Here is a 26677-nt window from a genome sequence, read left to right on the forward strand (position 1 = left end):
CACACCATGATCGGTCTTCAAATTCTCAAGCGCCAGCGCTCCGTCAGCCTCGACCTCGCCCAGCGTTACCTGGAGGTTCCCGTCGCCAACGTGAGCGACTGCATGGCCCGCATGACGGCCGGCGGCGCCCGCCTGCGGCCCATGCATGCGGGCGGCCGCATGGCCGGCCCGGCACTCACCATCAAGACCCGCCCGGGCGACAATCTGATGATCCACAAGGCCTTGCAGCTGGCCCGCCCCGGCGACGTGATCGTGGTGGATGCGGGCGGCGACCTCACCAACGCGCTGATCGGCGAGATCATGGTGGGCGACGCGATGCGCCGGCAGCTCGGCGGCATCGTCATCCATGGCGCGATCCGCGATGCGGCCTGGATCCGGGCCGGCAGCTTTCCGGTGTTCGCGGCGGGCGTCACGCACCGCGGGCCCTACAAGGATGGGCCGGGCGAGATCAACGTGCCCATCGCCATCGACGGCATGGTGATCGAGCCGGGCGACCTGGTGATCGGTGACGACGACGGCCTGCTGTGCGTGCCCTTCGCCCAGGCCGAGGCGTTGCTGGAGGCCGCGCACCACAAGCAGGTGATCGAGGCAAAGATGGTGGCCGACATCGCGGCAGGCACGTACAGCGCGCCCTGGATCGACGAGACGCTCAAGCGCCTGGGCTGTCCGGTCGAACGCTGAGGGCGGCGTCCTCGGGCGCCGAGGCCACGCGCTGCATCTCGAACCGCAGGAACGATGCACGCAGGTGGAAAGCCATGGCCTGCTCGGCATGGCGCCGGTCCCGGCGCTGGATGGCCTGGGTGACCTGGCGGTGGTGCTCGACGCTGTTGAGCATGTCCTGCTCCGTGTAGAAGTAGAACGAGCCGATCATGATCGGCATGTCGAGGAAGTTCTGCAGCATGGCCTTCAGGCGGCCCGAGCGGGCGGCCTCGACCAGCAGATGGTGGAAGCGGTTGTTCACCGCCTGGATGCGCGCCAGCCGGTCATCCTTGCGCGACTTCACCCAGTCGAGCATCTCGTCGTTGAGCGCCTCCATCTCGGCCACCTGCTCGGGCGTCGCCCGCTCGGCGGCGAGGCCCGCCGCATGGGGCTCCAGCAGCATGCGCAGCTCGAACACCTCGGCCACGTCCCAGCGCGTCCATTCCGCCACGGTGGCGCCGCGCGCGGCGGCCACCAGCAGGCCGTCTTCCACCAGGCGCTGCAGCGCCGCGCGCACGGGTGTGCGGCTCACCTTCATCTCTTCGGCAATGTGCTCCTCGCGCAGCCGGGCGCCCGGCGTGTAGTAGCCGGACATGAGGCGGCGGCGCAGGTCGGCGTAGAGGGTGTCGGATAGTTTGGCCATGGCGTGGGCGGCAGGAAAGGCAGCGGCGGCGGTGGCCGCGTCAGGCGCGATTGTCGTGCAGGCTCGCGCCGTCACTGCCCAACGGGCTGCGCGCCTCCCGGCGTGCCACAGGCGTGGCAGAACCGCGCGAAGGCACTCTTGCGGGTGCTGCAGCAGCTGCAATGGTCGAAGAGGCCGATGCCGCAGTGCGGGCAGAAGTCGATAGCCTCGTTCTTCAGATCGACGGCGCGCTCGCAGCCGGGGCAGACGCCCTTGGCCAGCCGGGCCAGGGCCACGTCGTAGCTCAGCTCCTTGCGGCGCTCCTGGTCGGGCAGGGCCTCGGCCTGGCGCTGGCGTTCGAGGTAGCGGTTGAGCGCCACGATGGCATAGCGGCCCACCAGCACGGTGACGATGATGCCGACCGCGTAGCGCACATAGCCGCCGTAGCTGGGCAAATAGGGCACCAGCTCGACGAAGAAGGCGAACAGCGCGAAGAAGATGAAGCCCCAGACGAAAGGCCAGTAGGTGCTCTTGCGCTTTTTCGCAAAGAGCCAGCCGGCGGCGATCAGCAGCGGCAGGGTCAGCGCCAGCCGGTAGAGGAACACGCGCAGCTCGACCTTGCGCATCTCCTGCTGCATGCGCTGGTAGCCGCTGTCCTCCACCGCGCTCAGCCGCTGGCGTGCGGCGGCAGCACCCTGGCGCGCATCGAGATGCGCCTGCTGCTGCGCCTGCACGGCCTGCTGCGCCTGGCGCTCGCGCTGCGTGAGGGCGTCCAGCGCCTGCGTGCGGCGCACCACCTCGGGGTTGTGCTCGGCCTGCTGCGTGGCGCTGCGGGTGGCCAGCCAGTTGTCGAAGGTTTCGCGCTCGGCGGCGGTTGCGCTGCGCGCCTTGTCGTGCTGCAGGCGGGCCTGTTCCAGCGCGGTCTCTGCGGCGGACTGGGCGCGTTCGGCGGCGGCGACCTGCGCGCGCAGCGCCTCGGCGGCGTTCCGGTCGAGGTAGTCGTCGAGCTGCAATGGCGCCTCGACGCGCGGCAGGTCGCCCACCACCGTGCCGCCCAGGCCGATCAGGAAGCCGGCGAACACCAGCGCCACCAGCCACAGGCCGCGGCGGAACCATTTCTCGGACAGACGCAAACCTTTGCTCATGCGGACTCCTTGCTTGATGCTATGATTTTTATAGCTAAACGCGCTTTATTGACGAGCGCCCGAGGCCATTTTGACGATAATTTCAGGCCCGTGCCGGCCCTGCTGCTTCAGGGCCCGGCCTGCAGCGACACCGGCGCGCCGGCCAGCTGCGCGCGCTGCAGCCATGTGAAGACCGAGTCCACCGTGACGGTTTCGATGCGGTCGGCGAAGCGCTTCTCGTTGGGATGGTCGTCGAACGCCACGTTGGCCGACGTGACGCGGCCGCCGAGCCGGGTCAGCGGACCGATCTTCATCGCGGCGGGCTCGTAGCCCTTGAACTGCAGCCAGGCCTGCGCCTGGCTGCGCGTGCGGAGCGTGACCGGCTCCATGGCCGCCGCCAGGGTTTCCAGCGCCCACTGGTTGGATTGCTGGTAGCGGGTGCCCCAGGCGTAGCTGACCATGCTGTAGGCGGGCTCGTGCAGGGCCTTGACGCGGCTGGCGTCGGTCAGCGGGGTGAGCACGTGCTGCTGCACGGCCGGCGTGGGCACGGCCCAGGCCGCTTCGTAGCGCCAGAGGTCGTCGAGGAAGAAGTCACCCAGGCCCTGGCGGTACACGTGGGCCACCGCCGTGCCGCAGGCGTTGAGCTTGTGCACCACGCGCCAGGGGCCTTCGGGCGTGCGGTAGGCCCAGCCCAGGTGCGACCAGCGCAGGCCGTATTTCGACAGGTCCTGCCCCGCACGCGCCAGCACCACCACACGGGTGCCGGAGCGCGCGAATTCGGCATCGAGCGCGCGGGCCGTGCGCTCGGCCAGTTGCATGCCGCGCTCGATGACCTGCGCCGAGGGCTGGCGCTGCTCGCACGAGCGCCCGGCATGCGCTGTGCCCACGAGGGCCGGCGCGGCGGTCAGGGCCGCCACCAGCCAGGGCAGGCTGCGCCGGGCGATGCAAGCGACCGGGGAGGCAAGGCGCTGCATCACAGACGCTCGTTGTGCAGCAGGGCACGGCCCAGGGCGTTGGGCACGAAGGCCAGCACCTCGCCGGCCGCCGAAAGAATGACGCCCGACGCGATCGAGCTGCAGGTCACCACCGTGCCCACACCCTGCGCGACGGCCGAAGCCGCACGGCCGCTGACTTCGATGCTGGCCTGCGCGCCGTCGGACGCGCGCTCCAGCAGGTACACGGTGCCGGTGGCCGACGCCTGCACGGCTTTCACCGTGAGCACCGCACCGCCCACCGATAGGGCCACCGGCAAGGTCGCCACCGCCCCGGCGACTGCCGAGCCGGCACCCACCGAGCCGACCACCGATGCCACGGGCATCAGCGACAGTGCGGCGGAAGCCTCGCTTTGCGCGTGCGCAGGGCCGGCCGCTGCGCACCAGCCACAGGCCAGCGCAAGCGCGGCGCGCGCCAGGGCGGAACGGAACAGGGTCGAATGCATCATGGGGTGGCCTCCTTCAGATCGGTAGGGGCGACGGGAGCGCTGGGGTGGGTGGGAGCCGACGGGGCATGGCGAAGGTGCTGCTGCATCGGTTCACTCGCCCGCCTCAGGCGACTGGGCCGCGTCCCGCCGGCCCTGCAGCCGGGCCTCGGCCAGATCGGCCTCGTGGCGGTCGCGCAGCATCTTAGCCAGCGTGAAGGCGGTGGTGATGAGGTAGAGCCAGCCCACGCCCAGAAAGGCTTTGTAGGTCACATTGATTTGCATACCGAGCAGCCCCCAGCCCGTCAGCCCCATGGCCACCGCGAAGCCGCCCCAGACGACGAGCTTCCAGAGCGGTGTGTCGCCCCCGCCCCGGCGCGCGGCGCTTTCGCTGTCGCGCACGAACTTCGCCAGCACGAAGGCCGCCGACAGGCAGAACACATAACCCATCACCATGAAGGCCCGCTCCAGTTGCGCGCCAGGCAGCCACGCCAGCCCCACGGCGCAGAGGAACACGGCCAGGCCGAACGATACCCAGACCTGCAGCTGCCAGGCACGGGTGTCACGCTGAACAGGAAAAGACGCGGATGCGGCGGAAGGCATGAAGGTGGTGGCCGCTCGGGCCGTGGTGGAACACAGGCCACATGGTGGCGGTGCGATGCGCTGGCGGCCCCAGCGAATGCCGCCGGTGGCCTGAGACATGCTGGCCGGTATCGATTTCCAATACTTTCTGCCCTGCCCAAGCCCCCACAGCGGCACCGCGCGCTGAATCTGGGCGACAGGTGCCGGCGGTCGGGCGTCTGACAATCGCGTCCACCCACGGCAGCCCGTACGGCCGCCTCCACCTTTGCCCCGTTATGGAGACCCCCGCATGACGACTCCTGCTTTCGACCTCGTCGTCCACGGCGCCACCGGCTTCACCGGGCGGCTGGTCGTCGAATACCTGCTGCGGCGCTACCCCGCGGGCAGCGGCCTGCGCTGGGCCATGGGCGGGCGCAGTGCGGACAAGCTGGCGGCGGTGCGCGATGAACTCGGCGCCCCGGCCGACACCCCGTTGGTGGCGACCGACATCGCCGATCCGGCCAGCCTGCAGGCGCTGATGGCGCAGACGCGCCTGGTGCTGACCACCGTGGGGCCCTACCAGCTCTATGGCAGCGCGCTGGTGACCGCCTGCGCCCAGGCCGGCGTGGACTACGTGGACCTGTGCGGCGAGCCCGCGTGGATGCGCCAGATGATCGACGCGCACGAAGCGCAGGCCCAGGCCAGCGGCGCCCGCATCGTGTTTTCCTGCGGCTTCGATTCCATCCCGTTCGATCTGGGCGTCTACCTGCTGCAGCAGGAGATGAAAGCCCGCTTTGGCCACCCGGCATCGCGCGTGCGGGGCCGGGTGCGCAAGATGAAGGGCACCTTCTCGGGCGGCACCGCGGCCAGCCTGAAGGCCACCCTGGCCGCGTCCGCCGCCGACCCGGCCGTGCTGGAGTTGCTGAAGAATCCGTTTTCCCTCACGCCCGGGTTCGAAGGGCCGCGCCAGCCGTCCGGCCACAAGCCCATGGTGGACGAAGCCCTGGGCCAGGCCGACAGCGGCGGCGTCTGGGTGGCGCCCTTCGTCATGGCCGCCATCAACACGCGCAACGTGCACCGGTCCAACTTCCTGCTGCAGCACGCCTACGGTGCCGACTTCGTCTACGACGAGATGCTGATCACCGGGCCGGGCGCCAATGGCGAGGCGCTGGCCCAGGCCGTCGCCGCAGACAAGTCCATGGGTTCGGGCCAGGGCCCGCAGCCGGGCGAGGGCCCGTCGCGCGAAGAGCGCGAGAGCGGCTTCTACGACGTGTTGTTTCTCGGCAGCGACGCGGCCGGCCACACGCTGCGCGTCGGCGTGACGGGCGACCGCGATCCCGGTTACGGCTCCACCTCCAAGATGATCGCCGAGGCAGCCGTGTGCCTGCTGCAGGACGCGCAGGACACGCCCGGTGGCATCTGGACGCCCGCGCCCGCCATGGGCGAGCCGCTGCTGGCCCGGCTGCAGGCGAACGCCGGCCTCACCTTTGCCGTGGAAGCGGACTGAGTCGGCACCGGGCCTGCGCCGTGGCGGCCCAGCGGCAGGCGAGCCGGGCCGCCTGCCCGCCCCGGGGGATGCCAGCGGTCACCCCGGCAGCGGTAATTCGGTGGTGGACAGCACGTTGCGTATCACCATGAACGACCGCACCTGCCGCACGCCGGGCAGGTACAGCAACTGCTCGGCATGCAGGCGGTTGAAGCTCTCGCTGTCCCTGGTGCGCACCAGCAGGAAGTAGTCGAACTCGCCGGTGACGACATGGCATTCCATGCAGCCGGAAATCTTCACCGCCGCCTTCTCGAACTCGGCGAACGACTCGGGCGTGGAGCGGTCCAGCACCACGCCGATCATCACCAGCATGCCGGCCCCGGCGGCCTTGGGGTTGAGCAGTGCCACCACTCCGTCGATGAGCCCCAGGCGCTTGAGCCGCTCCACCCGCCGAAGGCAGGCCGGCGCGCTCAGATGCACCTTGGCGGCCAATGCCACGTTCGAGATGGAAGCGTCGCGCTGCAAGGCCCGCAGGATGGTGCGGTCGGTGCGGTCGAGTTCACCCAGACGCTCGACCGCCTGCGCCGCCCGAGACGGCGTGGTTAATTTTGTTGCGCACATGGCGGTCCTGACGAAATCGAGGTTGGCAAAACGGACTCCTTCCGGACTGACGGTTCGCTGGATAGCGGAGATTCGCAACCCTGTTGCGCCCGCATTTTCCTACGATGAAGGCTGCCGGCGGCGGGGCAATCCAGGCAGCAGCACTCCGCAGCCGGAATGCCTTGTCCCACCCACCGCCTGCACTGCCCCGGAACCGCCATGAACCTCCAGAAATTCGACCGCTACCCCCTCACCTTCGGCCCCACGCCCATCCAGCCGCTCAAGCGCTTGTCGGCCCACCTGGGCGGCAAGGTCGATCTGTATGCCAAGCGCGAGGACTGCAACTCCGGCCTGGCCTTCGGCGGCAACAAGACGCGCAAGCTGGAGTACCTCATCCCGGAAGCGATCGCGGGCGGCTACGACACGCTGGTGTCCATCGGCGGCATCCAGTCCAACCAGACGCGCCAGGTCGCCGCCGTGGCCGCGCACCTGGGCATGAAGTGCGTGCTGGTGCAGGAGAACTGGGTCAACTACTCCGACGCGGTGTACGACCGCGTGGGCAACATCGAGATGAGCCGCATCATGGGCGCGGATGTGCGCCTCGATGCCGCGGGCTTCGACATCGGCATCCGGCCGAGCTGGGAGCAGGCGATGGAAGACGTGAAGCAGTCCGGCGGCAAGCCCTTTCCCATTCCCGCCGGCTGCTCGGAGCACCCGTACGGCGGACTCGGCTTCGTCGGCTTCGCGGAGGAAGTGCGCCAGCAGGAAAAGGACCTGGGGTTCCAGTTCGACTACGTCGTGGTGTGTTCGGTCACCGGAAGCACCCAGGCCGGCATGGCCGTAGGCTTTGCTGCAGACGGCCGGGCCGACCGGGTGATCGGCATCGACGCATCCGCCAAGCCGGAGCAGACCCGTGCGCAGATCCTGCGCATTGCCCAGAACACGGCCGGGCTGGTCGAGCTGGGCCGCGACATGACGGAAGCCGACATCGTGCTGGACGAACGCTTTGGCGGCCCCGAGTACGGCCTGCCCAACGACGGCACGCTGGAGGCGATCCGCCTCTGCGCGCGCACCGAGGGCATGCTGACCGACCCGGTGTACGAGGGCAAGTCGATGCACGGAATGATCGAGAAGGTGCGCCTGGGAGAGTTTCCGGCAGGCTCCCAGGTGCTCTATGCCCACCTGGGCGGCGTGCCGGCCCTGAATGCCTACAGCTTTCTTTTTCGAAACGGTTGATTCCCGCCGCGAGCCGCCCGCCATCGGAATGGCGGCATTGCTGTCCACGGCATTGATCTGAGGGGCCGGGGGACGCACGCCCTTACTACCAAAGAGTGAGGCCTGTAAATCCCCTGAAACCCACCCCGGAAAGTAACTTATATTTACAATTCCCTTCGCCCGTGGTGTTGACACGTGGCTGAAGGAGAGATTGATGAAGGATTTTCTTGCGCGCATGAAGCTCGGCACCATGCTCGGTGCCGGCTTCGCCATCGTGATCGCGATGGGGCTGGCACTGGCATTGCTCGGGCGCTCCTACGTGGTGGACACCAGCGCAGATGTGCGCGAGATCTCCGAGGAGCGGCTCGTCAAGATACTGGTGATCCAGCAAATCAAGGACAACGTCAATGTGGCCGCCCGCGCCGTGCGCAACGTGGCCATGCTCAACGACGCGAAGCTGATGCAGGTGGAGAAGGCGCGCATCGACGACGTCGCGCGCAAGAATTCCGAGGCCCTGAAGCGGCTCGACGCCTTGATCGAGCCCGGCGAGGCCCGGAACCTCTTCAACAAGGCCACGGAGACGCGTGGCCCCTATCTCGCGAGCATCGACAAGGCGGCGGAGCTCGGGCTGTCGAACCAGCCCGAGGCGGCGCGTACGCTGCTGTTGAATGAGGCGCGTCAGCTGCAGAATGCGTACTTCAGCTCGCTGGAGGCATTGAGCACCTACCAGCAGAAGCAGACGACGGACACCGTCGCCGAATCACAGGCCCGCGCCGACCTTGCAGCCACCGTGCTGCTGGGCATGGCGATAGCCGGCACCCTGCTGGGTGCATTCATCGCCTGGGCCATCACCCGCCATGTCAAGCGCCAGCTGGGCGGCGAACCGGCTTACGCCGCCACCATCGCCCAGGAAGTGGCCCGCGGCAACCTGGCCGTGCACGTGGATGTGCGCACCGGGGACACGACGAGCGTGCTGGCGGCCATGGGCGCCATGCGGGCCAACCTGGCGCAGGTGGTGTCCGAGGTGCGGCTTTCCAGCGAATCCATCGCTACGGGCGCGTCGGAGATCGCCTCGGGCAATGCCGACCTGAGCCAGCGCACCGAAGAGCAGGCCTCCAACCTGCAGCAGACCGCCGCGTCGATGGAGGAGATGGCCTCCACCCTGAAGCAGAACGCCGACACCGTGCGTACCGCCTCGCAGCTGGCCACGTCCGCCAGCCAGACCGCCACCCGCGGCGGAGAGGTGGTGGGCAACGTGGTGCGGACGATGGACGAGATCACGAACAGCTCCCGCAAGATCGGGGACATCATCGGCGTGATCGACAGCATCGCCTTCCAGACCAACATCCTGGCGCTCAACGCCGCCGTGGAAGCGGCGCGCGCGGGCGAGCAGGGCCGGGGTTTTGCCGTGGTGGCGTCCGAAGTGCGCAGCCTGGCGCAACGCTCGGCACAGGCTGCCAAGGAGATCAAGGGCCTGATCGGCGAGAGCGTCTCAAAGGTGGAGACGGGCTCGCAGCTGGTGTCCGAGGCGGGCAGCACCATGGACGACATCGTGCACCAGGCGCGCCGGGTGGCCGACCTGATCGCCGAGATCGGCGCCGCGACGAGCGAGCAGGAGCAGGGCATCTCGCAGGTGAGCGATGCCGTCAACCAGCTCGACCAGGTCACGCAGCAGAACGCCGCGCTGGTGGAGGAATCGGCCGCTGCCGCCGACAGCCTCAACGCACAGGCGGCCCGCATGGTGCAGCTGGTCGGCGTGTTCCAGGTGGACGCAGCGGTGACCGAAGCGGCGGCCGCGCAGGCCCGCAGCCGCACCGCCGTGGCGCCCCGCGCGGTACCGGCCGTGGCCCAGGCCCAGGCCCAGCCCCAACCGAAGGCGCCTGCGGCGCCGGCCAAGCCCGCCCTGGGGCGTGGCGCTGCGGCGGCCCCTCGCGCCCCTCGCGCCCCTCGCGCCCCGGCCGCCAGGCCCGCCCCGGCTGCGGCGTCCTCGCCAAAGGCGCCGGCACTGAAAGCCCCGCCGGCCAGCCCCACGCCCCGCGACACGGACGACTGGGAAAGCTTCTAAGACAGCTCTGGCGCCGGCTGCCGCGCGCGGCCGGCCCCATCCTCCTGCAGCAGCTGGCTCACCTGGCCGTGCAGGCTTTCCGGCGAGACGGCGGCAGGGGCCACCGGCGCACCCACGTTCAGCCCCACCCGGTTGAAAGCGCCCCGCCGGAACGGCCGCACCATGGCGCCCCCCTGCTCCACGCGGCTGAAGAAGGAACCCCAGAGGCCGGTGAGCGCCATGGGCACCACCACGGGCTCCACGCCGTCGGCACGCGCCCGCTCGATGATCTTCATGACGCCGCCCTTGAAAGGCTGCAGGCTGCCGTCGCGCGTGATGCCGCCTTCGGGGAAGATGGCCAGCAGGTCGCCCTCGCGCAGCACCTGGGCGGCGCGCTCGAACGCGGCTTCGTACACCGCCGGGTCCTCTTTCTGGGGCGCGATCGGTATGGCACGCGCCAGCCGGAACAGCCAACCCAGGACCGGCACACGGAAGATGCGGTGGTCCATCACGAACACGATGGGCCGGGGGCTGGCGGCCATGAGCAACACGGCGTCGATGAAGCTCACGTGGTTGCAGGCCAGGAGGGCGGCGCCCTCGGCGGGAATGTGGGCCTCGCCGCGCACCGTGAAGCGGTAGATGCAGCGCGACAGCACCCAGGCCACGAAGCGCAGCAGGTACTCGGGCACGATGAGGAAGATGTAGAACGCCACCACCGCGTTGGCGATGCCGGTAAACAGAAAGATCTGCGGCACCGTGAAGCCCGCGCCCAGCAGCGCCCCGGCGATGAGCGAGCTGCCGATCATGAACAGCGCGTTCAGGATGTTGTTGGCCGCGATGATGCGGGCGCGGTGCGTGGGCTGGCTGCGCATCTGGATCAGGGCGTACATGGGCACGCTGTAGAGCCCGGCGAACAGGCTGAGCAGCGCCAGGTCGGCCATCACCCGCCAGTGGGCGGGCTGCGCCACGAAGGCGGCCAGGCCCATCACCTCGGCCCGCGGCAGGCTGCGCGAGGCGAAGTACAGGTCGATGGCGAAGACGCTCATGCCGATGGCGCCGAGCGGCACCAGGCCGATCTCCACCTGCCGGCGCGACAGCACCTCGCACAGCAGCGAGCCCACGCCGATGCCGACCGAGAACACCACCAGCAGCAGCGACGCGACCTGCTCGTTGCCGTGCAGCACCTCCTTGGCGAAGCTGGGGAACTGGCTGAGGAACACCGCGCCGAAGAACCACATCCAGCTGATGCCCAGCAGCGATCGGAAGACCACCGTGTTGCCGTGGGCCAGCTTCAGGTTGCGCCAGGTCTCGGTGACGGGATTCCAGTTCACGACCAAGCCCGGGTCGGTGGCGGGCACGGCGGGTATCCACTGCGCCGCCAGCCGGCCCACCAGCGCCAGCGCCAGGCAGGCCACGGCCACGGCGGCGTGGCCCACCTCCGGCATCGCCACCAGCAGGCCGCCCGCCACGTTGCCGAGCAAGATGGAAACGAACGTGCCCATCTCCACCATGCCGTTGCCGCCGGTCAGCTCACGCTCATGCAGCACCTGCGGCAGATAGGCGAACTTGACCGGCCCGAACAGCGTGGAATGCAGCCCCATCAGGAAGACGCAGCCGAGCAGCACCACCGGCTGCGCCAGCACGAACCCGATCGCTGCCACCACCATGATGGCGATCTCCAGGTTCTTCACGAACCGGATCATCCGGGTCTTCTCGTACTTGTCCGTCAGTTGCCCCGAGGTGGCCGAGAACAGCAGGAACGGCAGGATGAACAGCGCGCCGATCACCAGCCCCGCCATGGAGGGCGGCATCCAGGACACGCTGAGCTGGTAGGTGACCATCACCGTGAAGGCGAACTTGAAGAGGTTGTCGTTTGCGGCGCCGGCGAAGAGCGTCCAGAAGAACGGAGCGAACCGGCGCTGGCGCAGCAGCGCGAACTGGTTGGGATGGGGCGCGGGCTCGGTGCCGGAGGCAACGTGCGGGGCCGTCACGGCCGGGTGCTGGCTCATGCCTTGGCTCCTGTCTGGGAAAGGGAAGGTGGTGGCTGGTCGGCGGCGATTGTGCCCCGGCCCGGCTCCGGCAGCACGGCGCGGGCGGGACTGCGGCAGCCGGGCCCATGCGGGTCCTCGCCCGGGCCGCCGCAAGCGGTGGGCTTGTGCAGGAAGGCCGAGAGCACCGGCCAGGCGGCCCACGCCGCCGCGAGGTGCTTGAGGCTGTGGCCCGCGACGATGCCACCGCTGGCCTGCCAGACGGCGTGGTCACCGGCCTCCAGCAGCTTGGCCAGCCCATACCAGCCGACGAGCGCGAGCAGCGACACCGGCAGACGGCCCCACAGCACCGGCCGCAGGGCGAGCCCGGCCACCAGGCACATGCCGCCGCCCTGCACCACGGCCCACGGCAGCAGCTGACCCGCCACGCCCCATTCCCGCAGCGCCAGCCCGCCACCCACCAGCACCACGGCGGCGGTCAGCCAGGCCGGCCGTGTGCCGATGCGCGTGGCCACCGCCAGGCCGAGCACGCCGGCGAACGCCACCAGCATGCCGGCACGATCGGCCAGCAGCGTGATCTCGTGCGGCTGCCAGTGATAGAGGGCCGAGCCCGCAGCCGTCAACAGCAGGCCGAGGAAGAAGGTCGCGCCCATCGCCGCCGTCACGGTGGTCGCCGGCGCGGTGCCAGCCACGGAGGGTCGGCCCCGCCGTCCGGCACGGCAGCGCCGCAGCCACCGGCACAGCGCCCACAGGCCCGCCGCCCCGAACAGGGCGAATGGCAGGTTGGTGAGTACGTCCATCGCATACGGCACGCCCCACAGCGTGCGCTGGTCGGCGAACGCGTGGGCATGCGCCCCCTGGGCGACGTACGGCCCCCAGGCGGCGAAGGCGCCCAGCCCGGCGAATGCCGTGTAGAGCGCCGCTTCTGCCCCGAACGAGGCGCGAAAAGAGGAATGAGTGGACATGGCAATGGCCTTTGTGAAGGGGCTGCCCGCGCAGCCATGCCGTGCAGTGTCTTCATGCGCCCCGTGCCCGGACGCGAATCCTGCCACCAGATCACCTTCCGAGGCCCGAGGGTATCCATAATCGATACCCATGAGCACGACTGCCGACCTCGTCCTTGCGCTGAAGAAGGAACTCAAAGCTGCCCAGATGACCTATGCCGACCTGGCGCAGGCCCTCGGCATGGCCGAGTCCAGCGTCAAGCGCATGCTGGCCAAGGGGGACATGCCGCTCTCGCGCATCGACGCCATCTGCCGCGCTCTGCGGCTGGACTTCGCCGACCTGGCGCGGCGCGTGGCCGACAGCCAGCCCTTGCTCAAGGAGCTGACGCAGTCGCAGGAACAGGCCGTGGTGGCCGACAAGAAGCTGCTGCTGATGGCCATCTGCGTGCTGAGCCAGTGGACGCTGGAACAGATCACCACCACCTACCGCCTGACCGAGGCCGAGGGCGTGATGTACCTCGCCCAGCTGGACCGCATCGGCATCATCGAGTTGCGCCCGCTCAACCGCTACCGCCTCAAGCTGGCCAAGACCTTCCGCTGGCGCCCGCACGGCCCCGTCATGCACTACTTCCGCGAGAACGCCCTGCTCGACTACTTCGCCGGCAGCTTCGACCAGCCGGGCGAGGGCGTGCTGCTGGTGCATGGCGCCATCAGCCGCAGCCTGGCCCCTGCCTTCTGGGAGCGGATGCAGCGCGTGGCCCACGACTTCGCCCAGCAGCACCTGGCGGACCAACGCATGGCCGACCGCGAACGCGAGGGCTATACGGTGCTGCTGGCGATGCGCAGCTGGGAGTTCGAGGTGTTCGCCAGCATGCGCCGGTGACGGCGGGCGCTGGGTAGGCCGGACCGGTCCCTGCGGGCCCTCTCCGGGTCACAGCACTTCGCTGCCCACGTGCATCACCCGACCGATCAGCACCACGATGGGTGACACCAGTTCCTTGCGGGGGTACCTGAGGGGGTTGTCCGCCGTCAGCCACCAGCGGCCCCTGTCACGCAGCAGCCTGCGCACCAGCCAGCGGCCCTCTTCGTTGGCTGCGTAAACGGCGCCCTCGACCGGGTGGGTATCGGTGGTGTTCACCGTGACGATGTCGCCTGCATGCAAGGACGGTTCCATGGAGCCGTCCACCATGCGCAGCGCCAGCAGGTCCGACGGGCGCAGGCCCCGCTGCTGCAACCAGCGGTAGGGAAAACAGGCGACTTCCGACTCAGCGCCGTCGCCCCCGGCTTCTGCGCCCTGCGCCCGGACCAGCCGGGACTGGCCGGAAGCCAGTCTTCCGGTCGTCACCGGGATGAAGGCGATCTGGGGACCTGCGCTGGGCCTGGCCACCTCGTATGTCGCGACGTCCTCAAGCACCTGCATCGGGGGTGGCGGGCTGGCAGCCGCCGGCGCATCTGCAGCGAACCAGTTGCACAGGCCTGGAAGCGCCTCCACGGCATGCACCGTCTTTTCCGAAATGACCCGCGTTCCGGCCAGCATCTGGCGCACGAACGCGCCGTCTCTGTAGCCCACGAGACGGCCGAATGCCGCCACGTTGCCGCCGGTCAGGCGCTGGATGGCTGCGTGCAGCCGGTGTTGTCGATGGGATTGGATGTCATGCGGGCTCACAGGCGAACAGTAGCACATGCTACGGTTGCAAATGCTACCCACTGGCATTAACATCAGTAGCCATTGCTACCTAAAAGAAGAGTCGAGAGGGATGAAATTGAATGAGTACCTGCGTACAGAGGGCGCATTGAGCGTGCGCGCGCTCCGTATACGCATGGCGGAATTGGGCTCGCCCATCAAAAGCGACGCACAGATCCGCCAATGGCAGCACCAATACGCCGAACGCCACCCTTCCCCGCTGAATTGCGTTGCCATCGAACAGGCGACCGGCGGGCAAGTCACCCGCCAGGATCTACGTCCCCACGACTGGGCCTCCATATGGCCTGAACTGGCTGTGGATGGAAGCTCGCCCGGCCCCGGAGAGCGCGCGCCTTCCAGCAACCCATCACCTGCGGTTGCCCCCCGATGATCACGACCACCCGGAACCTGTCTTGGCGCTGGCAGTCGCTGTTCGCCCCATCTCTGTCCCCGGCCGCTGGCGTGGTCCGGCCTGAACCGCAACCGCGGTGGGGAGCCCGCCATGCTTGAGGGCATCTACCACTTCTGGTTCTACTTCCCGGTGGTCCTGGTGGTCATGCAGTTCGGCGGCGGTCTGCTGGCTCGCCTCGTCACGCGTGCCGCAGAGCCCCTGCGCGACTACACGGCCCAACCCATGGTCAGCGTGCTGCTGCCCGTCTACAACGAAGGCGAGCACGTGATGGAGACGATCGGCAGCATCCTGGCCTGCGACTGGCCTGCGGAACGGCTGGAGATCGTGGCCTACGACGACTGCAGCGCAGACGACTCGTGGCACTGGCTGCAGGTCGCCGCCGCGCGCTGGCCGGAGCAGCTTCGCATCTTCAGAAATGCCGTCAACAGCGGCAAGCACGTCTCGCTCTCCCACGCATTGGCGAAATCGCGCGGCGACGTGCTGATCTGCATCGACAGCGACTGCATCTTCGATCGCAACGTGGTTCGCGAACTGGTGGCGTGCTTTGCCGACCCGAAGGTAGGCGCTGTCGGCGGAAACATCGGTGTGACCAACGTCAACGACAACGTGCTGACGATCGGACAGACCATGGTCTATTACATGAGCTTCCAGTTCGGCAAGATGCTGCAGAACCTGTCGGGCCATGTCTTCTGCATCAGCGGCTGCCTTTTCGCCGTGCGGCGCGAGCTGTTCGAGGCCGTGGAAGGAGAAGTGAAGGGGCGCAACTGGTTCGGCCTGGGCGTGCGTGACGGTGAGGACCGCTACATGACGCACGCCATCATGATGCGCGGCTGGAAGACGATCGTGAACCCGCACGCGACCTGCTGGACCGCAGTGCCGCGGCACCTGTCGCAGTTCTTCTCGCAGCAGATACGTTGGCGGCGCTCCGGTCTCAGGGATCTCTTCTGGACCTGGAGGCGCATGCCGGAGCACGTGCGCCTGATCGGGATGCTGCCGCTGATGGCCGCGCTGGTGCCGGAGACCTTCACCATGCTCTGGACCTTCCTGGTGATTGCCACCGTGCTGTCCAACGGCGTGATAGACGCGGCTTCCACCTTGATCGTCGCCATCCTGTCCTTCTCCGGCCTGTTTGTCGCCGCCGCCGTTCTCTACAACGTCACCTGCACGCGATTGGCGCCGGGCTCCACACGCATCCGGTTTCCGGTGCTGGCCGCGGCGTCCGGCATCTGGTTCTTCGTCGATGCACTGGTGATCACGCTGGTCGCGCTCTTCACCTTCGACGTGGGCGCCTGGGGCACCCGCGACAAACCTTCCACATCCACCGATTCCGTTCTGCCTGGCGCACCGGAGCAAAAGGCATGACACCCATTCAAAAAATCATCGTTACGGCCTACCGCTATCTCGCCATCGCCGTGCTCGGCACCGTGCTCTGCACGGCCATGGCCTACGCGGCGGTCACCGTTTTCTACGTGTTCAACGGCACCTGGGCGGCACCCGTCGTCATCTCGCGCACCAACGAACAGATCCTTCGACTCACCGCCGAGGTGTTCAGAACCCGCCAGGCGGCGGATGGACTCGAGAGCGCCTGGCAGGGGCTGGAGCGCGAATCGAAGGCGCTGCAGGAGCAATCGCAGGTGCTGCAAAAGCTCATCGCCAGCGCCGACCACGCCGCAGCACAACAGCGCCAGGCCGACGTCCGGCTGTCGCAGAAGGTCGAGCGACTGGATTCGGCCAAGCAGGTGGATATCGCCAAGACACGCAAAGTGCTGTCCGATGTCAGCGCCCTGGAAGCCACCATCGAGCGCGACCTGAAGGCCGGCTTGATGACGCGGGACGACGCCGTGCGCATGCGCGCCACGCTCAACAGCTACAAGACCTCCGCCACCGACTCCGCTGCGGCCGGAGTGGCGCTGGAAAGGCAGCTCTCGGACCTGCGGCGCTCCGCTGCCACGCTGTCGGGCGGCCCGGCCCAGATGCCCCAGGCGCTGGAGGTGCTGGCACGCATCGCCGGCTACCGCATGCAGCTGGAGAACATCCAGCTCAAGCTGCTGCAGAACCAGCAGGAGGCGGCCAACAAGCAAGGCGAGGCGAAGCAACTGCGCGAAATCATCGCGACGCTGTCCGACAGTCCGTACTACCGCGTGACGCAGTCCGATGAGCCGCTGTCCTTTGCCTTCGTGCCGTACGACAACGAAGCGGTCGCCCAGGTCGGCCAGCCCATCTTCGACTGCCTGCTCCACGTGCTGCTGTGCCACCGCGTCGGCAGCATCACCCGGGTGCATTCCGACGAAGAGCGCGCGCAACACCCGCTGTTCCGGCTCGAAACCCGCGGCTTCCTGGTCGAGCTGCAACTGGACGAGCCGCAATCCGCCAAGTCCCGCGTGCTGTTCATCGGCCGCGCTCCGCTTTTCCTCTGAAGGTGACCATGCGCTCTCTCCTTTCTCTCTGCATCGTGTCGGCGGCTTCGGTCCCTTGCCTCTCGTGGGCTGGTGAAGTCGACAGCTATTGCGCCCTGGTGTCCGCCCAGGGGCAGGTTCAATCCGCCCAACTGACGGCGCCCGAAGCCTTCGCCAGCGTGGGCGACCCTGCCAGCGACAAGCGCAGCATGGTCCTGGGCCTGCGTAAGAGTCTCAGCAAGGCCCGGCAGGGCCGGCTGGCGACGGAACTGGCCGATGCGCAATGCAGTGCCTACCGTTCCCAGCAACGGCTGGGCCTGCGGTTGGCCAGCGTCGAGACCGTGGCCGAACAGCGCGGACTGGCCGACCTGATGACCCCGCTGAAGGGCGCTTTGGCAGCCGCCGAATCGCAGCTTCGGCAAGAGCGCCAGCTGTTGGCGCGCCAGCAGGCCACGTTGCAGGACGTGCAGAACGCGTTCGACGCACGGGATCGCCTCCAGGAGCGGCTGGCACGGGCCGAACAGCGGCAGAGCTACCTCTCCGCCCATTCGCCCGTCGAGGAAGCTCCGCTGCTTCCGGACGCGGAGCGGGCCATTGCCGATCAGGCCCGGGTCACCGAATTGAGCGCCCTGCTGCAGGCCGACGGCGGATGGGATGTGAGCGTCGCAGTGGGCATGCGGCAGGGCCTGTCGAGCGGCGGCCAGTCCGCCTTTGCCAGCGTGGCGCTCTCGCGCAGCTTCGGGGAAGGCGCGTCCCGTGCGGCCGCCCAGCAGACCGGCCCGCTGGCCGCGCGCTGGCTGTCGGAACAGCAGGAGGGCCCGCTGCAGAAACTGCAGCGCACCCGCGATGCCGTGGCCGGGGCCTTCGCTGCCGGCCAGAACCTTCATCAGGGACTGCAGCAGCGGCGTGCCGCGCTGCGCGAAACGCTGCACACGGTGGAGGGCAGTGAAACCGGCATGGCCGCGCGCCTGGCCCGCGGCCTGCGCGTGGAGATCCTGTCCCTCGACGCGCAACTGGCGGAATCCAGTGCGAAGCAGGCGTACCTGTCCGGCTGGCTTGCCCAGAATGGAGGCCGCCCATGACGCACATCGTCGTCGTAGGCCTGGGCTACGTGGGCGCGCCGCTCGGCGTGGCGCTGGCCCGGCACTTCCAGGTCACCGGCTATGACGTGGACCCGATCCGCGTGCGCGAACTGCAGGCAGGCGAAGACCGCACCGGCGAGATCGACCCCGAGGCCCTGCGGCGCACGCCGGTGCGGTGGACCACCGAAGCCTCGTGCATCGCAGGGGCGAACGTGGTGATCGTCACCGTCCCCACGCCCATCGACGAATTCCGCGTGCCCGACCTGGGGGCCGTGCGGCAGGCCACCGCCACCATCGGCCGGTACATGCATGCAGGCACCACCGTCGTGTTCGAAAGCACCGTCTACCCCGGCGCCACCGAAGATGTGTGCGTCCCCTTGCTGGCCGAGACCTCCGGGCTGGCCTACCCGGCCGACTTCCAGGTCGGCTACTCGCCCGAGCGGATCAACCCGGGCGACCGCCAGCACACGCTCACGACCACCACCAAGATCGTCGCGGGCGACCGGCCCGAGGTGCTGACACAGCTCTCCAACATCTACGGCAAGATCACCGACGTCTACCCCGCTGCGTCGATCAAGGTCGCAGAGGCCGCCAAGGTGCTGGAGAACACCCAGCGCGACATCAACATCGCGCTCATGAACGAGCTCAGCCAGATCTTCACCAAGCTGCACATCGACACGCACGACGTCATCGACGCGGCCCGCAGCAAATGGAACTTCCTCGACTTCCGCCCCGGGCTGGTGGGCGGGCACTGCATTTCCGTCGACCCCTACTACCTCACGCACAAGGCCGCCTCGCAGGGCTTCGTGGCCGATTTCATACTCGCCGCACGGCGGGTGAACGAAGGCATGGCCAGCTTCATCACCGACCAGCTGATCGCCTGCATGCTGCAGCACGGGCTGCTGCACCGGGATGCGCTGGTGACGCTGCTGGGCGTGACGTTCAAGGAAAACGTGCGGGACATCCGCAACTCCGGTGTCGTGACCATCTGCCGCCGCCTGGGCGAGATGGGCATTCGGGTGCAGCTGATCGACCCGTTGGCCGACGCCGAGCTGCTGCATGCGGAACACGGTTTGCGGCTCGCTCCGCTGGAGGACGCAGAGCCTGCCGATGCGGTGGTGCTGGCCGTGCCGCATGCCACGTTCCGCGCACAGGGCTGGCCGCTCATGCAACGGCTGGCACACCCTGGCCGCAAGGCGGTGGTCGCCGATGTGAAGGCGGTGCTGCCGCGCAACGGCAGGCCGGCGCACCTGCACCACTGGCGGCCCTGACCCTGCGGTCCTGGCTCGCGCGGCCCCTGGAGGGCCGCCTCGGTGCCGCACATTCCGACACACTCCTTTTCACCGGCGCGACAGGGCGGCACGCCTGCTTGACACGGGCACTGCACGATGCAGTCATCAGCCCGAGCGATTGGGCGCCACCGGAGACAACCATGTTTCGTTCCACCCAAGCCGCCGCCCTGTTGCTCACCACCCTGCTGGGCGCGGGCGCCACCGGCGTCGCACAGGCCGCCACCAGCGCCACGGTCATCGTGCAGACCGGCGCCTCTGGCTATCACCAGCCCGCAGCGGGCGTGGTGCCGGTGCAGTACTACCACCGCGGCCCACCGCCGCCCCGGCACGAAATCGTTCCACCGCCGCGCCGCGGCATGGTGTGGGCACAGGGTCACTGGGAACGCCGGGGCCACCGCGACGCATGGGTGCCCGGTCGATGGATCCAGGCCCGGCCCGGGTACGTGTACCGGCAGCCGCACTGGGACCAGCGTGGCAACCGCTGGAACATGCAGCGTGGCGGCTGGGACCGTGATGGCGACGGCGTACCCAACCGGCACGACCGCCGGCCGAACAATCCTTACCGCTATTGACTGCCCGCCGGCCCGGCCCGCCATGGCACGGCCCGCCATGGCACGGCCCGCCATGGCACGGCGGGCACCCGGGGAAAACACCGACGGCCGCTCCGCCGGCCCGCAGTGGCTTTGCCGGGAGCGCAAGCGCGCTGCAGGACGGTGGGTTCCACCGGCCGCTCGGCGCGCGGTGCCTCCGGGAGCCGCCGACTCAGTCCAGCCGCAACTCGGCCCGGCCGATGCCCGGGAACTCGGCCACCACCACATCGCCCTGCATGACCATGGGTGTCCCCGTCCATGAACCGGTGGTGACCCATTGCCCGGCGCGCAGGCCGCCCAGGCTGCGGGCGCCTTCGTTGGCCAGCCAGACCAGCAGGCGCAGCGGCTCGCCGGCCGGATTGCCGCCAGCGTCGTGCGACACCACCGTGCCGCCGTTGACCTCCAGGCGTACCGGCTGGCGCGACACGTCGATGCCTGCGCACTCGTCCAGGCCCGAGCCCACCACGAGTGCGCCGTGGCATGCCTGGTCGGCCAGGCGGCTCCAGGCGTCCTGCCCGCCCCAGGCGGCGAATCGCGTGTCGCAGACCTCGAGACCTGCCCGCACCGTGCCCAAGGCGCCCAGCACCTCGCCGGGGGTGTAGGGCACATCGCGCGGCGGCAGGTCGGCAATGCACTGGAATACCAGTTCGGCCTCGACGCCGATGACGAAGAAGCTGGCAGCGGCCAGATGCACCGCATCGCCGACCTGCACGCTGTCCTGGGTCAACGCAGCCCGGGCGGGCTCGGCATCGGGGCCCGACGCACCCACCTTCCAGCCGGCGATCTCCCCCCGTGCCCTCACCACCCGGTCCTGCACGGCATAGGCCTGCGCCGCATTCGCGGGACGCAGCGCAGCCGGCAGGTCCGCAGGCCGGGGGACGGCGCCGGTGCGGGCGGCCGTCAGCAGGTCGGCGGCGGGCTGGGGATCGAAGTCAGGGGTGGTAGGCATCAGGGTATCCACGGGCCAAGTGTTGGAATGGGGCGGGCGGAGGGCCTGCCCCCGCGAATTATGGGAGCCTTCGACGCTCTGGGGAAGCGACCGGGCGCCCACGGCATGCCATATGCATATAGCGATGGGCGCATGTGCACTTCACCACAATCGCGCGCTTTCCCCCTGCCGAATTCACCCTCCCACGCGCCGCGTCCCGCGGACCACCCCATGCCACACCACGCATCCCTACGCTCTCCGACCCCCCGTCTTCGCAGCCGCGTCACCGCCGCCCTGCTGGCCTGCAGCGCCCTGCTGGGCGCCAGCGGTGGGGCCCAGGCCGCCGACGCCACGGCCGCCGGCGACTGGCCGCGTCAGCCGATCACGCTGATCATGGGCTTTCCCGCCGGCTCGGGCGTGGACGTGGTCGCCCGCGCGGTGCAGGAGCCGCTCAGCCACAAGCTGGGCCAGCCCATCATCATCGACTACAAGTCCGGCGCAGCCGGCAACATCGCCAGCGAGTACGTGGCCCGTGCCAAGCCCGACGGCTACACGCTGGCCTTCGGCACCGCCGCCACGCACGGCAGCAACGCGGCGCTCTACAAGAAGCTGCCCTTCGACGTGGAGGCCGACTTCGTGCCGGTGGCGCCGGTGCTCGACGTCTCCAACGTGCTGACCATCAACCCCAGCGTGATCGACGTCAAGACGCTGAAGGAGTTCGTCGATCTGGTGAAGGCCAACCCGGGCAAGTACAACTACGCCTCCACCGGCAACGGCGCCGGCACGCACATGGCCTTCGCCGAATTCAATTCGCGGCTGGGGCTGAACATGGTGCACGTGCCCTACAAGGGCGGGCCGGAGGCCATCACCTCGGTGGTGCGCGGCGAGACCTGCTGCATCATGAACCAGGTGCAGACCGTGCTGCCGCACTACAAGGCGGGCAAGGTGCGCCTGCTGGGCGTGACCACCGCCAAGCCGGTGGCGGCGGTCAAGGAGGTGCCGACCATCGCCTCCAGCGGCCTGCCCGGCACGCAGGGCTTCGACAGCTCGATCTGGTTCGGCGTCTTCGCGCCCAAGGGCACGGAGCCGGCCATTGTCCGGAAGCTCAACCTGGCGATCAAGGAGGTGCTGGAGCAGCCCGAGGTGCGCGAGCGCTTCGAGTCGCAGGGCAACGCCATCCGCATCGAGACGCCCGAACAGTTCCGCCAGACGGTACACGCCGATCGCGCCAAGTGGGCGCAGGTGGTGAAGGACGCAAAAATATCGATCGACTGAACGCCTGCACCACGCCCCGCCCACGCTTTCCGACCCCTGCATGACACGCACCGACTCCGCCCCCGGCCTGCCCGCTCTCGAACAACGCCTGCGGCATGACCTGCTGATGCTCAACTGGCGCGCCAGGGCCTGGCTGCCGCAACGCAGCCATGCCGGGCAGCCGGTGATCGACGTGCTCATCATCGGTGCCGGCCAGGCGGGCCTGGCCGCCAGCATGGCGCTGGCGCAGCAGGGCATTCGCTCGGTGCTGCTCGACCGCGCGCCGCCCGATCACGAAGGCCCCTGGGCCACCACCGCGCGCATGGAAACGCTGCGCTCGCCCAAGGAGCTCACGGGCCCCGCGCTCGGCGTGCCCTCGCTCACCTTCCGCGCCTGGTTCGAGGCGCAGTTCGGCGGCGAGGCCTGGGCCGCGCTCGACAAGATTCCGCGCCTGCAGTGGATGGATTACCTGCGCTGGTATCGCCGCGTGACCGAGGCCGACGTCCGCAACGGGCATGTCGTCACCGCCGTGCGCCCCCGCAGCGACGGCCTGGTCGAGGTCGAGGTGGATGCTGCCCATGGGCAGGCGCAGGCAGGGGCCCGCACCGCGTGCTGGTTCGCCCGCCGCGTGGTGCTGGCCACCGGCCGCGACGGGCTGGGCGGCCCGCAGATCCCAGCGTTCATGCAGGGCGTGGAGCGCAGCCGCTGGGCGCACTCCTCCGACGCGCTGGACTACGCCACGCTGCGCGGCCAGCGCGTGGGCGTGGTGGGCGCCGGCTCGTCCGCCATGGACAGCGCCGCCACCGCGCTGGAATGCGGCGCCGCCAGCGTGGATCTGCTGGTGCGCCGGCCGGACCTGCCGCGCATCAACAAGTCCAAGGGCTCGGGCGTGCCCGGCCTCACGCACGGCCACCATGCGCTGCCGCCCGAGTGGAAATGGCGCATTCGCCACTACATCAACACCACGCAGGTGCCCCCGCCGCATGGCAGCACGCTGCGGGTATCGCGCCACCCGAACGCGTTCTTCCACCTCGGCTGCCCGGTGGAGCGGGTGGAGGCCGTGGGCGACGCCTTGCACGTCCACACCCCCCGCGGCACCTTCGCGCTCGACTTCCTCATCGTCTCCACCGGCTTCGCCATCGACTGGTCGCAAAAGCCCGAATACGCGCCGTTCGCAGCCCATGTGCGCACCTGGGGCGACCGCTTCCGGCCGCCTCCGGGCGATGCGGACCAGGAACTGGCCGATTCGCCCGACCTCGGCCCGGTGTTCGAATTCCAGCAACGCACGCCCGGCGGCTGCCCGGGCCTGGAGCGCATCCACTGCTTCTGCTACCCGGCCGCGCTGTCGCACGGCACCGTGTCGGGCGACATTCCCGCCATCAGCGACGGCGCACGGCGGCTTGCCACGGGCCTGGCCGGGCTCTTCTACGTCGAAGACGTGGAACACCACTTCCAGGTGCTGCAGGACTATGCCGAGCCGGAGTTGCTGGGCGACGAATGGACGCCGGCGGACACGGCCCTGCGGGTGCTCGCCGACCGATGCCTTGACTGAGGCTTTGACTGCCGCCTTTGCCGCGGCCGCCCAGGCACTGCCGGCGACCGCCCTCCCCTTCCCAGAAAGCCTTGCCATGACCACCGCCCCCCTGCCCGCCGACACCATCGACCAGATCGCCCAGCTCGCACCCGGCAGCGCCGCGCACGGCGTGCGCCACCAGCGCGAGAAGGTCGCCACCGCCACGCAGGCCTGCGAAGCAGCGCTTTTCGGGCCGGAGCTGCCCGGCAGCCTGACCCAGGCCGAGCGCCTGGCGGTGGCGCACGACATCGCCCGGGTGAGCGGCCTGCCCTCGCTGGTCGCGCACTACCGCGCGGCGCTGGCACCGCTGCACCCCACGCCCGCCCTGCAGGCGCTGCTGGATGCGCCCGATGCGGCCATTGCCGATGCGCGCCTGCGGGCCGTCGTGCATTTCGCCCGGACCCTGGCCCTGCACCCCGCGGAAAGCGACCAGGCCGCCCTGCTGGCGCTGCCTGCCGCCGGTCTCTCGGTGCCCGACACCGTGCTGCTGGCGCAACTGATCGGCTTCGTGACCTACCAATTGCGCGTGGTGGCCGGGGTGCGCGCGCTGGCAGCGCTGGCGGAAGCCGGCCCTGCCCCTGCGCCCGCCGCAGCGCCCCAGCCGGCCGATGCCGCGCCTTTCGTCCACCCTGCGAACCTGCCCGCACCGGGCGAGCCGCTGCGTGTGAACGGCTACACCAGCCAAACGCTGGACTGGAAAGCCTGGCTGCCGGTGCTGGACCCGGCGGCTGCCACGCAAGAGCAGAACGCCGTGCTCGACCTGAGCCACCCCAAGGCGCGCACGTCGGACTTCTACCTGCTGCTGGCGCACCAGCCCCGCGTGCTGTCGGAACGCTCGCAGGCCTTCAACGCCATCATGTACGCGCCCGGGGGCCTGGCCCGTGCCGAGCGCGAGGTCGCCAGCACCGTGGTGTCGCGGGTCAACGGCTGCGTGTACTGCGCGTCCGTGCATGCCCAGCGCTTCGAGCAACTGGCCAAGCGCAACGACGTGATGGCGCAGATCTTCACCGACCCCGACAGCGCCGGCACCCAGCCGCGCGAGCGGGCCATCGTGCAGGCCAGCGCCGCACTCACGCGCAGCCCGGGCACGTTCGGCGCGCAGCACCTCCAGCCGCTGCGCGATGCGGGCCTGTCCGACCTGGAGATCCTGGACGCCCTGCATGCTGCCGCGCTGTTCGCCTGGGCGAATCGGCTGATGCTGAACCTGGGCGAAGCGGTGGTGCCCGCAGCGGGCTGAAGAACGGGCTTCCGGGTGGGCCAGGGGGCGCCCCATCCGTTTTCACGGCAGGGCCGCCGCAGCGTCAACGCTGGCTGTCGATGGCCTCGTCCAGAAACACCGTCAGCACGCCGGTGTAGCCATACAGGCGGTGGTGCGCGATCTCGCCGGCCGCGAAGAAACCCACCAGCGGCACGTCGCCCAGCGCATGGCGCACGATCTGCAGTTCCGCGCTCGGGGCGCCGAAATGCGGCCCGCCCCGGCCCGAGCAACTGACATAGACGGCGCCCAGGATCTGCCGCTGGGGCGCCACGCCACCGGCCAGGGCCTCGCCCTCCTGCGGCTCGGGCGACAGCTCCTCGCGGATCTCGGCGCAGATGCGCATCAGGTCGGCGCGCGCGGCCTGCACGTTGCGCTGGCAGAAGGCCAGGCGCATGCCGGTCTCGACCCGGTCGGCCAGGGCCACGCCGCGCCGTGTGGCGTCCAGGCCGACGATGTGGCGCACACGCACCTCGGTGCCGAAATGGCCGGTGCGGCCCTGCGGCTGCGTGCCGGCATCGACCAGTCCGGCCAGCGTGGCGCGCACCGAGCGCAGCGCGGGCTGCGGGTCGCCGTCCAGCGACACCTGGAGCGTATCGAGCAGTACGTCGAGCGCGGGCCGGTGGTCCAGCTGCAGCGCGACGTTGTCGTGCGCGGCCGTCACCGTCATCAGCGGCCCGATGGGCTGGCAGCCCTGGGTGACGCGCGAGAGCAGCGGCACGCCCGCGCCGAACGCCACGCCGGAGAGCCCGCCGTCGAACACGCCGTCCGCCGCTCCCTGGCCCGGCAGGCGGCCCGCGCCGCCCACGGCGAATTGCACGCTGGCCGCCCGGCTCGCCGCCAGTCCGCCGAAGAGGTAGCCGGTCGCCGTGCGCTCGGCCACCTCGTCGATCAGCTCGGCCAGCTCGGGCGTTGCGCCATCGGCATGCACCAGTGCCGTGTGCGCCGCGAAGCCCGCATTGCCGCCGCTGCCGCTGCTGCTGCTGCCGCTTCCAACACCCTGCGCCAGCGGGGCCACGCCGGAGAACACGCGGTACTGGTCGCCGGGCAGGTCCAGCAGCATGACGGAGAGCGCGGGCTCATCGAAGTATTCGGCGTTGTTGGCGGCCACGCCCACGCCCACGGTGCCGCTCCAGTCGGTCACTTCCGGCAGTTCGCCGACCAGGAAAGCCAGCAGCTCGGACGCCTCCGCCGCATAGTGGTCGGTGATGTAGAGCAGGCCGAGCCGGGGAGCCGAGGCGTACTGCGGCTGCGCCATCTGCGCGCGCAACTGGGCCAGCACCAGCGCGGCGGCCATGCGCCATTGGGGATGGGTGGCGTGCCCGTGGGGAAAGAGAGGCATGGTGTCGAGAATCCGGGAAGAGCCGGCCCGCCGCTGGCGGTGCCGGGGAATGCGAGGGGGCGGCGCCGCGGGCCTGCTGTGTCCGCCATGGCCCGCGACAAGCACGGGGGGGCGCCCATCGATGCGGCGGCCGTGAGGGTGATATTGGCACCGCCCCCGCCGCCCCGCG

The 26677-nt window shown here is 69.6% G+C and carries 25 protein-coding genes; 14 read left to right on the forward strand and 11 right to left on the reverse strand.

The features are described from left to right. Positions 1–6 precede the first annotated feature (6 nt). Complete coding sequence (locus tag ASF94_RS19880; protein WP_056670756.1) at positions 7–681, forward strand: RraA family protein; 675 nt, start codon at positions 7–9, stop codon at positions 679–681. On the opposite strand, the gene ASF94_RS19885 is transcribed toward ASF94_RS19880, so the two are convergent. The 5 genes from ASF94_RS19885 to ASF94_RS19905 form a co-directional block, all read right to left on the reverse strand. Beyond that, positions 650–1342, reverse strand: coding sequence for a GntR family transcriptional regulator (locus ASF94_RS19885; protein WP_056670760.1), 693 nt, complete (start codon positions 1340–1342; stop codon positions 650–652). The two genes, ASF94_RS19880 and ASF94_RS19885, sit on opposite strands and share 32 nt — an antisense overlap. A gap of 71 nt (positions 1343–1413) precedes the next feature. Further along, positions 1414–2466, reverse strand: a complete 1053-nt coding sequence (locus ASF94_RS19890) for a zinc ribbon domain-containing protein (protein WP_056670763.1) — start codon at positions 2464–2466, stop codon at positions 1414–1416. Between the two features lie 107 nt (positions 2467–2573). Then, positions 2574–3419 (reverse strand): DUF2145 domain-containing protein, encoded by an 846-nt coding sequence (locus tag ASF94_RS19895; RefSeq protein WP_056670766.1) that lies wholly within the window; start codon positions 3417–3419, stop codon positions 2574–2576. After that, complete coding sequence (locus tag ASF94_RS19900) at positions 3419–3883, reverse strand: hypothetical protein (RefSeq protein ID WP_200933179.1); 465 nt, start codon at positions 3881–3883, stop codon at positions 3419–3421. The genes ASF94_RS19895 and ASF94_RS19900 overlap by 1 nt, the downstream gene beginning before the upstream one ends. A 93-nt stretch (positions 3884–3976) precedes the next feature. Beyond that, the gene (locus tag ASF94_RS19905; protein ID WP_056670772.1) at positions 3977–4465 is read right to left on the reverse strand and encodes a YiaA/YiaB family inner membrane protein; all 489 of its coding nucleotides are present in this window, start codon (positions 4463–4465) and stop codon (positions 3977–3979) included. Between the two features lie 268 nt (positions 4466–4733). Here ASF94_RS19905 and ASF94_RS19910 point away from each other — a divergent pair, with 268 nt between their 5' ends. Next, on the forward strand, positions 4734–5930 hold the full coding sequence (locus ASF94_RS19910; RefSeq protein WP_056670775.1) for a trans-acting enoyl reductase family protein: 1197 nt from the start codon (positions 4734–4736) through the stop codon (positions 5928–5930). A 78-nt stretch (positions 5931–6008) separates the two neighbouring features. Here the strand turns inward: ASF94_RS19910 and ASF94_RS19915 are convergent, their stop codons facing one another. Beyond that, complete coding sequence (locus ASF94_RS19915; RefSeq protein ID WP_056670777.1) at positions 6009–6530, reverse strand: Lrp/AsnC family transcriptional regulator; 522 nt, start codon at positions 6528–6530, stop codon at positions 6009–6011. Between the two features lie 198 nt (positions 6531–6728). Here ASF94_RS19915 and ASF94_RS19920 point away from each other — a divergent pair, with 198 nt between their 5' ends. Further along, on the forward strand, positions 6729–7745 hold the full coding sequence (locus tag ASF94_RS19920) for a 1-aminocyclopropane-1-carboxylate deaminase (RefSeq protein ID WP_056670779.1): 1017 nt from the start codon (positions 6729–6731) through the stop codon (positions 7743–7745). Positions 7746–7938: 193 nt separating this feature from the next. Beyond that, a complete protein-coding gene (locus ASF94_RS19925) occupies positions 7939–9789 on the forward strand; it encodes a methyl-accepting chemotaxis protein (protein ID WP_082493458.1) in 1851 nt (616 codons plus the stop codon). On the opposite strand, the gene ASF94_RS19930 is transcribed toward ASF94_RS19925, so the two are convergent. Next, the gene (locus tag ASF94_RS19930) at positions 9786–11777 is read right to left on the reverse strand and encodes an MFS transporter (protein WP_056670782.1); all 1992 of its coding nucleotides are present in this window, start codon (positions 11775–11777) and stop codon (positions 9786–9788) included. The two genes, ASF94_RS19925 and ASF94_RS19930, sit on opposite strands and share 4 nt — an antisense overlap. Further along, entirely contained in the window at positions 11774–12721 is a 948-nt protein-coding gene (locus ASF94_RS19935) for a hypothetical protein (RefSeq protein ID WP_056670785.1), read from the reverse strand. The genes ASF94_RS19930 and ASF94_RS19935 overlap by 4 nt, the downstream gene beginning before the upstream one ends. Positions 12722–12851: 130 nt before the next feature. On the opposite strand from ASF94_RS19935, the gene ASF94_RS19940 reads away from it, so the two are divergent. Further along, a complete protein-coding gene (locus ASF94_RS19940; RefSeq protein WP_056670788.1) occupies positions 12852–13583 on the forward strand; it encodes a helix-turn-helix transcriptional regulator in 732 nt (243 codons plus the stop codon). 48 nt (positions 13584–13631) lie between these two features. On the opposite strand, the gene ASF94_RS19945 is transcribed toward ASF94_RS19940, so the two are convergent. Further along, the gene (locus tag ASF94_RS19945; protein ID WP_056670791.1) at positions 13632–14366 is read right to left on the reverse strand and encodes a S24/S26 family peptidase; all 735 of its coding nucleotides are present in this window, start codon (positions 14364–14366) and stop codon (positions 13632–13634) included. 154 nt (positions 14367–14520) lie between these two features. Here ASF94_RS19945 and ASF94_RS20995 point away from each other — a divergent pair, with 154 nt between their 5' ends. The 6 genes from ASF94_RS20995 (at position 14521) to ASF94_RS19970 (ending at position 20138) form a co-directional block, all read left to right on the forward strand. After that, a complete protein-coding gene (locus ASF94_RS20995) occupies positions 14521–14775 on the forward strand; it encodes a transcriptional regulator (RefSeq protein WP_369818686.1) in 255 nt (84 codons plus the stop codon). Between the two features lie 111 nt (positions 14776–14886). After that, positions 14887–16158 (forward strand): glycosyltransferase family 2 protein, encoded by a 1272-nt coding sequence (locus tag ASF94_RS19950; RefSeq protein ID WP_056670795.1) that lies wholly within the window; start codon positions 14887–14889, stop codon positions 16156–16158. Next, the gene (locus ASF94_RS19955; RefSeq protein WP_056670798.1) at positions 16155–17213 is read left to right on the forward strand and encodes a hypothetical protein; all 1059 of its coding nucleotides are present in this window, start codon (positions 16155–16157) and stop codon (positions 17211–17213) included. Before ASF94_RS19950 ends, ASF94_RS19955 begins: the two co-directional genes overlap by 4 nt. An 8-nt stretch (positions 17214–17221) precedes the next feature. Next, positions 17222–18274, forward strand: coding sequence for a hypothetical protein (locus ASF94_RS19960; protein WP_156382608.1), 1053 nt, complete (start codon positions 17222–17224; stop codon positions 18272–18274). Next, positions 18271–19545 carry a nucleotide sugar dehydrogenase gene (locus ASF94_RS19965; RefSeq protein WP_056670803.1) on the forward strand — a complete coding sequence of 425 codons (1275 nt, stop codon included), beginning with the start codon at positions 18271–18273 and terminating at the stop codon, positions 19543–19545. Before ASF94_RS19960 ends, ASF94_RS19965 begins: the two co-directional genes overlap by 4 nt. 161 nt (positions 19546–19706) lie before the next feature. Then, positions 19707–20138, forward strand: a complete 432-nt coding sequence (locus ASF94_RS19970; protein ID WP_056670806.1) for a YXWGXW repeat-containing protein — start codon at positions 19707–19709, stop codon at positions 20136–20138. 190 nt (positions 20139–20328) lie between these two features. On the opposite strand, the gene ASF94_RS19975 is transcribed toward ASF94_RS19970, so the two are convergent. Further along, entirely contained in the window at positions 20329–21105 is a 777-nt protein-coding gene (locus ASF94_RS19975; RefSeq protein ID WP_056670809.1) for a 2-keto-4-pentenoate hydratase, read from the reverse strand. A 210-nt stretch (positions 21106–21315) separates the two neighbouring features. Between ASF94_RS19975 and ASF94_RS19980 the strand changes: the two genes are divergently transcribed. From ASF94_RS19980 to ASF94_RS21000, 3 genes are all read left to right on the forward strand, one after another. Next, a complete protein-coding gene (locus ASF94_RS19980; RefSeq protein WP_056670812.1) occupies positions 21316–22359 on the forward strand; it encodes a tripartite tricarboxylate transporter substrate binding protein in 1044 nt (347 codons plus the stop codon). Between the two features lie 40 nt (positions 22360–22399). Next, positions 22400–23890 carry a SidA/IucD/PvdA family monooxygenase gene (locus ASF94_RS19985; protein WP_056670815.1) on the forward strand — a complete coding sequence of 497 codons (1491 nt, stop codon included), beginning with the start codon at positions 22400–22402 and terminating at the stop codon, positions 23888–23890. Positions 23891–23966: 76 nt separating this feature from the next. Continuing rightward, on the forward strand, positions 23967–25148 hold the full coding sequence (locus ASF94_RS21000; RefSeq protein WP_082493451.1) for a peroxidase-related enzyme: 1182 nt from the start codon (positions 23967–23969) through the stop codon (positions 25146–25148). A gap of 64 nt (positions 25149–25212) precedes the next feature. On the opposite strand, the gene ASF94_RS19995 is transcribed toward ASF94_RS21000, so the two are convergent. Continuing rightward, positions 25213–26508, reverse strand: coding sequence for an FIST N-terminal domain-containing protein (locus ASF94_RS19995; protein ID WP_056670819.1), 1296 nt, complete (start codon positions 26506–26508; stop codon positions 25213–25215). Positions 26509–26677: the final 169 nt, after the last annotated feature.

Origin of the sequence: Acidovorax sp. Leaf160 (assembly GCF_001424265.1) — a bacterium.
In the GTDB taxonomy this organism is placed as follows: Bacteria; Pseudomonadota; Gammaproteobacteria; order Burkholderiales; family Burkholderiaceae_C; genus Paracidovorax.

Coding starts and splice junctions, on each gene's coding strand:
- ASF94_RS19965 (WP_056670803.1), top strand. CDS start 18,271: ATGACGCACATCGTCGTCGTAGGCCTGGGCTACGTGGGCGCGCCGCTC.
- ASF94_RS19935 (WP_056670785.1), bottom strand. CDS start 12,721: ATGTCCACTCATTCCTCTTTTCGCGCCTCGTTCGGGGCAGAAGCGGCG.
- ASF94_RS21000 (WP_082493451.1), top strand. CDS start 23,967: ATGACCACCGCCCCCCTGCCCGCCGACACCATCGACCAGATCGCCCAG.
- ASF94_RS19985 (WP_056670815.1), top strand. CDS start 22,400: ATGACACGCACCGACTCCGCCCCCGGCCTGCCCGCTCTCGAACAACGC.
- ASF94_RS19950 (WP_056670795.1), top strand. CDS start 14,887: ATGCTTGAGGGCATCTACCACTTCTGGTTCTACTTCCCGGTGGTCCTG.
- ASF94_RS19880 (WP_056670756.1), top strand. CDS start 7: ATGATCGGTCTTCAAATTCTCAAGCGCCAGCGCTCCGTCAGCCTCGAC.
- ASF94_RS19940 (WP_056670788.1), top strand. CDS start 12,852: ATGAGCACGACTGCCGACCTCGTCCTTGCGCTGAAGAAGGAACTCAAA.
- ASF94_RS19905 (WP_056670772.1), bottom strand. CDS start 4,465: ATGCCTTCCGCCGCATCCGCGTCTTTTCCTGTTCAGCGTGACACCCGT.
- ASF94_RS19955 (WP_056670798.1), top strand. CDS start 16,155: ATGACACCCATTCAAAAAATCATCGTTACGGCCTACCGCTATCTCGCC.
- ASF94_RS19900 (WP_200933179.1), bottom strand. CDS start 3,883: ATGCATTCGACCCTGTTCCGTTCCGCCCTGGCGCGCGCCGCGCTTGCG.
- ASF94_RS19890 (WP_056670763.1), bottom strand. CDS start 2,466: ATGAGCAAAGGTTTGCGTCTGTCCGAGAAATGGTTCCGCCGCGGCCTG.
- ASF94_RS20995 (WP_369818686.1), top strand. CDS start 14,521: ATGGCGGAATTGGGCTCGCCCATCAAAAGCGACGCACAGATCCGCCAA.
- ASF94_RS19920 (WP_056670779.1), top strand. CDS start 6,729: ATGAACCTCCAGAAATTCGACCGCTACCCCCTCACCTTCGGCCCCACG.
- ASF94_RS19975 (WP_056670809.1), bottom strand. CDS start 21,105: ATGCCTACCACCCCTGACTTCGATCCCCAGCCCGCCGCCGACCTGCTG.
- ASF94_RS19980 (WP_056670812.1), top strand. CDS start 21,316: ATGCCACACCACGCATCCCTACGCTCTCCGACCCCCCGTCTTCGCAGC.
- ASF94_RS19895 (WP_056670766.1), bottom strand. CDS start 3,419: ATGCAGCGCCTTGCCTCCCCGGTCGCTTGCATCGCCCGGCGCAGCCTG.
- ASF94_RS19885 (WP_056670760.1), bottom strand. CDS start 1,342: ATGGCCAAACTATCCGACACCCTCTACGCCGACCTGCGCCGCCGCCTC.
- ASF94_RS19910 (WP_056670775.1), top strand. CDS start 4,734: ATGACGACTCCTGCTTTCGACCTCGTCGTCCACGGCGCCACCGGCTTC.
- ASF94_RS19915 (WP_056670777.1), bottom strand. CDS start 6,530: ATGTGCGCAACAAAATTAACCACGCCGTCTCGGGCGGCGCAGGCGGTC.
- ASF94_RS19925 (WP_082493458.1), top strand. CDS start 7,939: ATGAAGGATTTTCTTGCGCGCATGAAGCTCGGCACCATGCTCGGTGCC.
- ASF94_RS19960 (WP_156382608.1), top strand. CDS start 17,222: ATGCGCTCTCTCCTTTCTCTCTGCATCGTGTCGGCGGCTTCGGTCCCT.
- ASF94_RS19930 (WP_056670782.1), bottom strand. CDS start 11,777: ATGAGCCAGCACCCGGCCGTGACGGCCCCGCACGTTGCCTCCGGCACC.
- ASF94_RS19995 (WP_056670819.1), bottom strand. CDS start 26,508: ATGCCTCTCTTTCCCCACGGGCACGCCACCCATCCCCAATGGCGCATG.
- ASF94_RS19970 (WP_056670806.1), top strand. CDS start 19,707: ATGTTTCGTTCCACCCAAGCCGCCGCCCTGTTGCTCACCACCCTGCTG.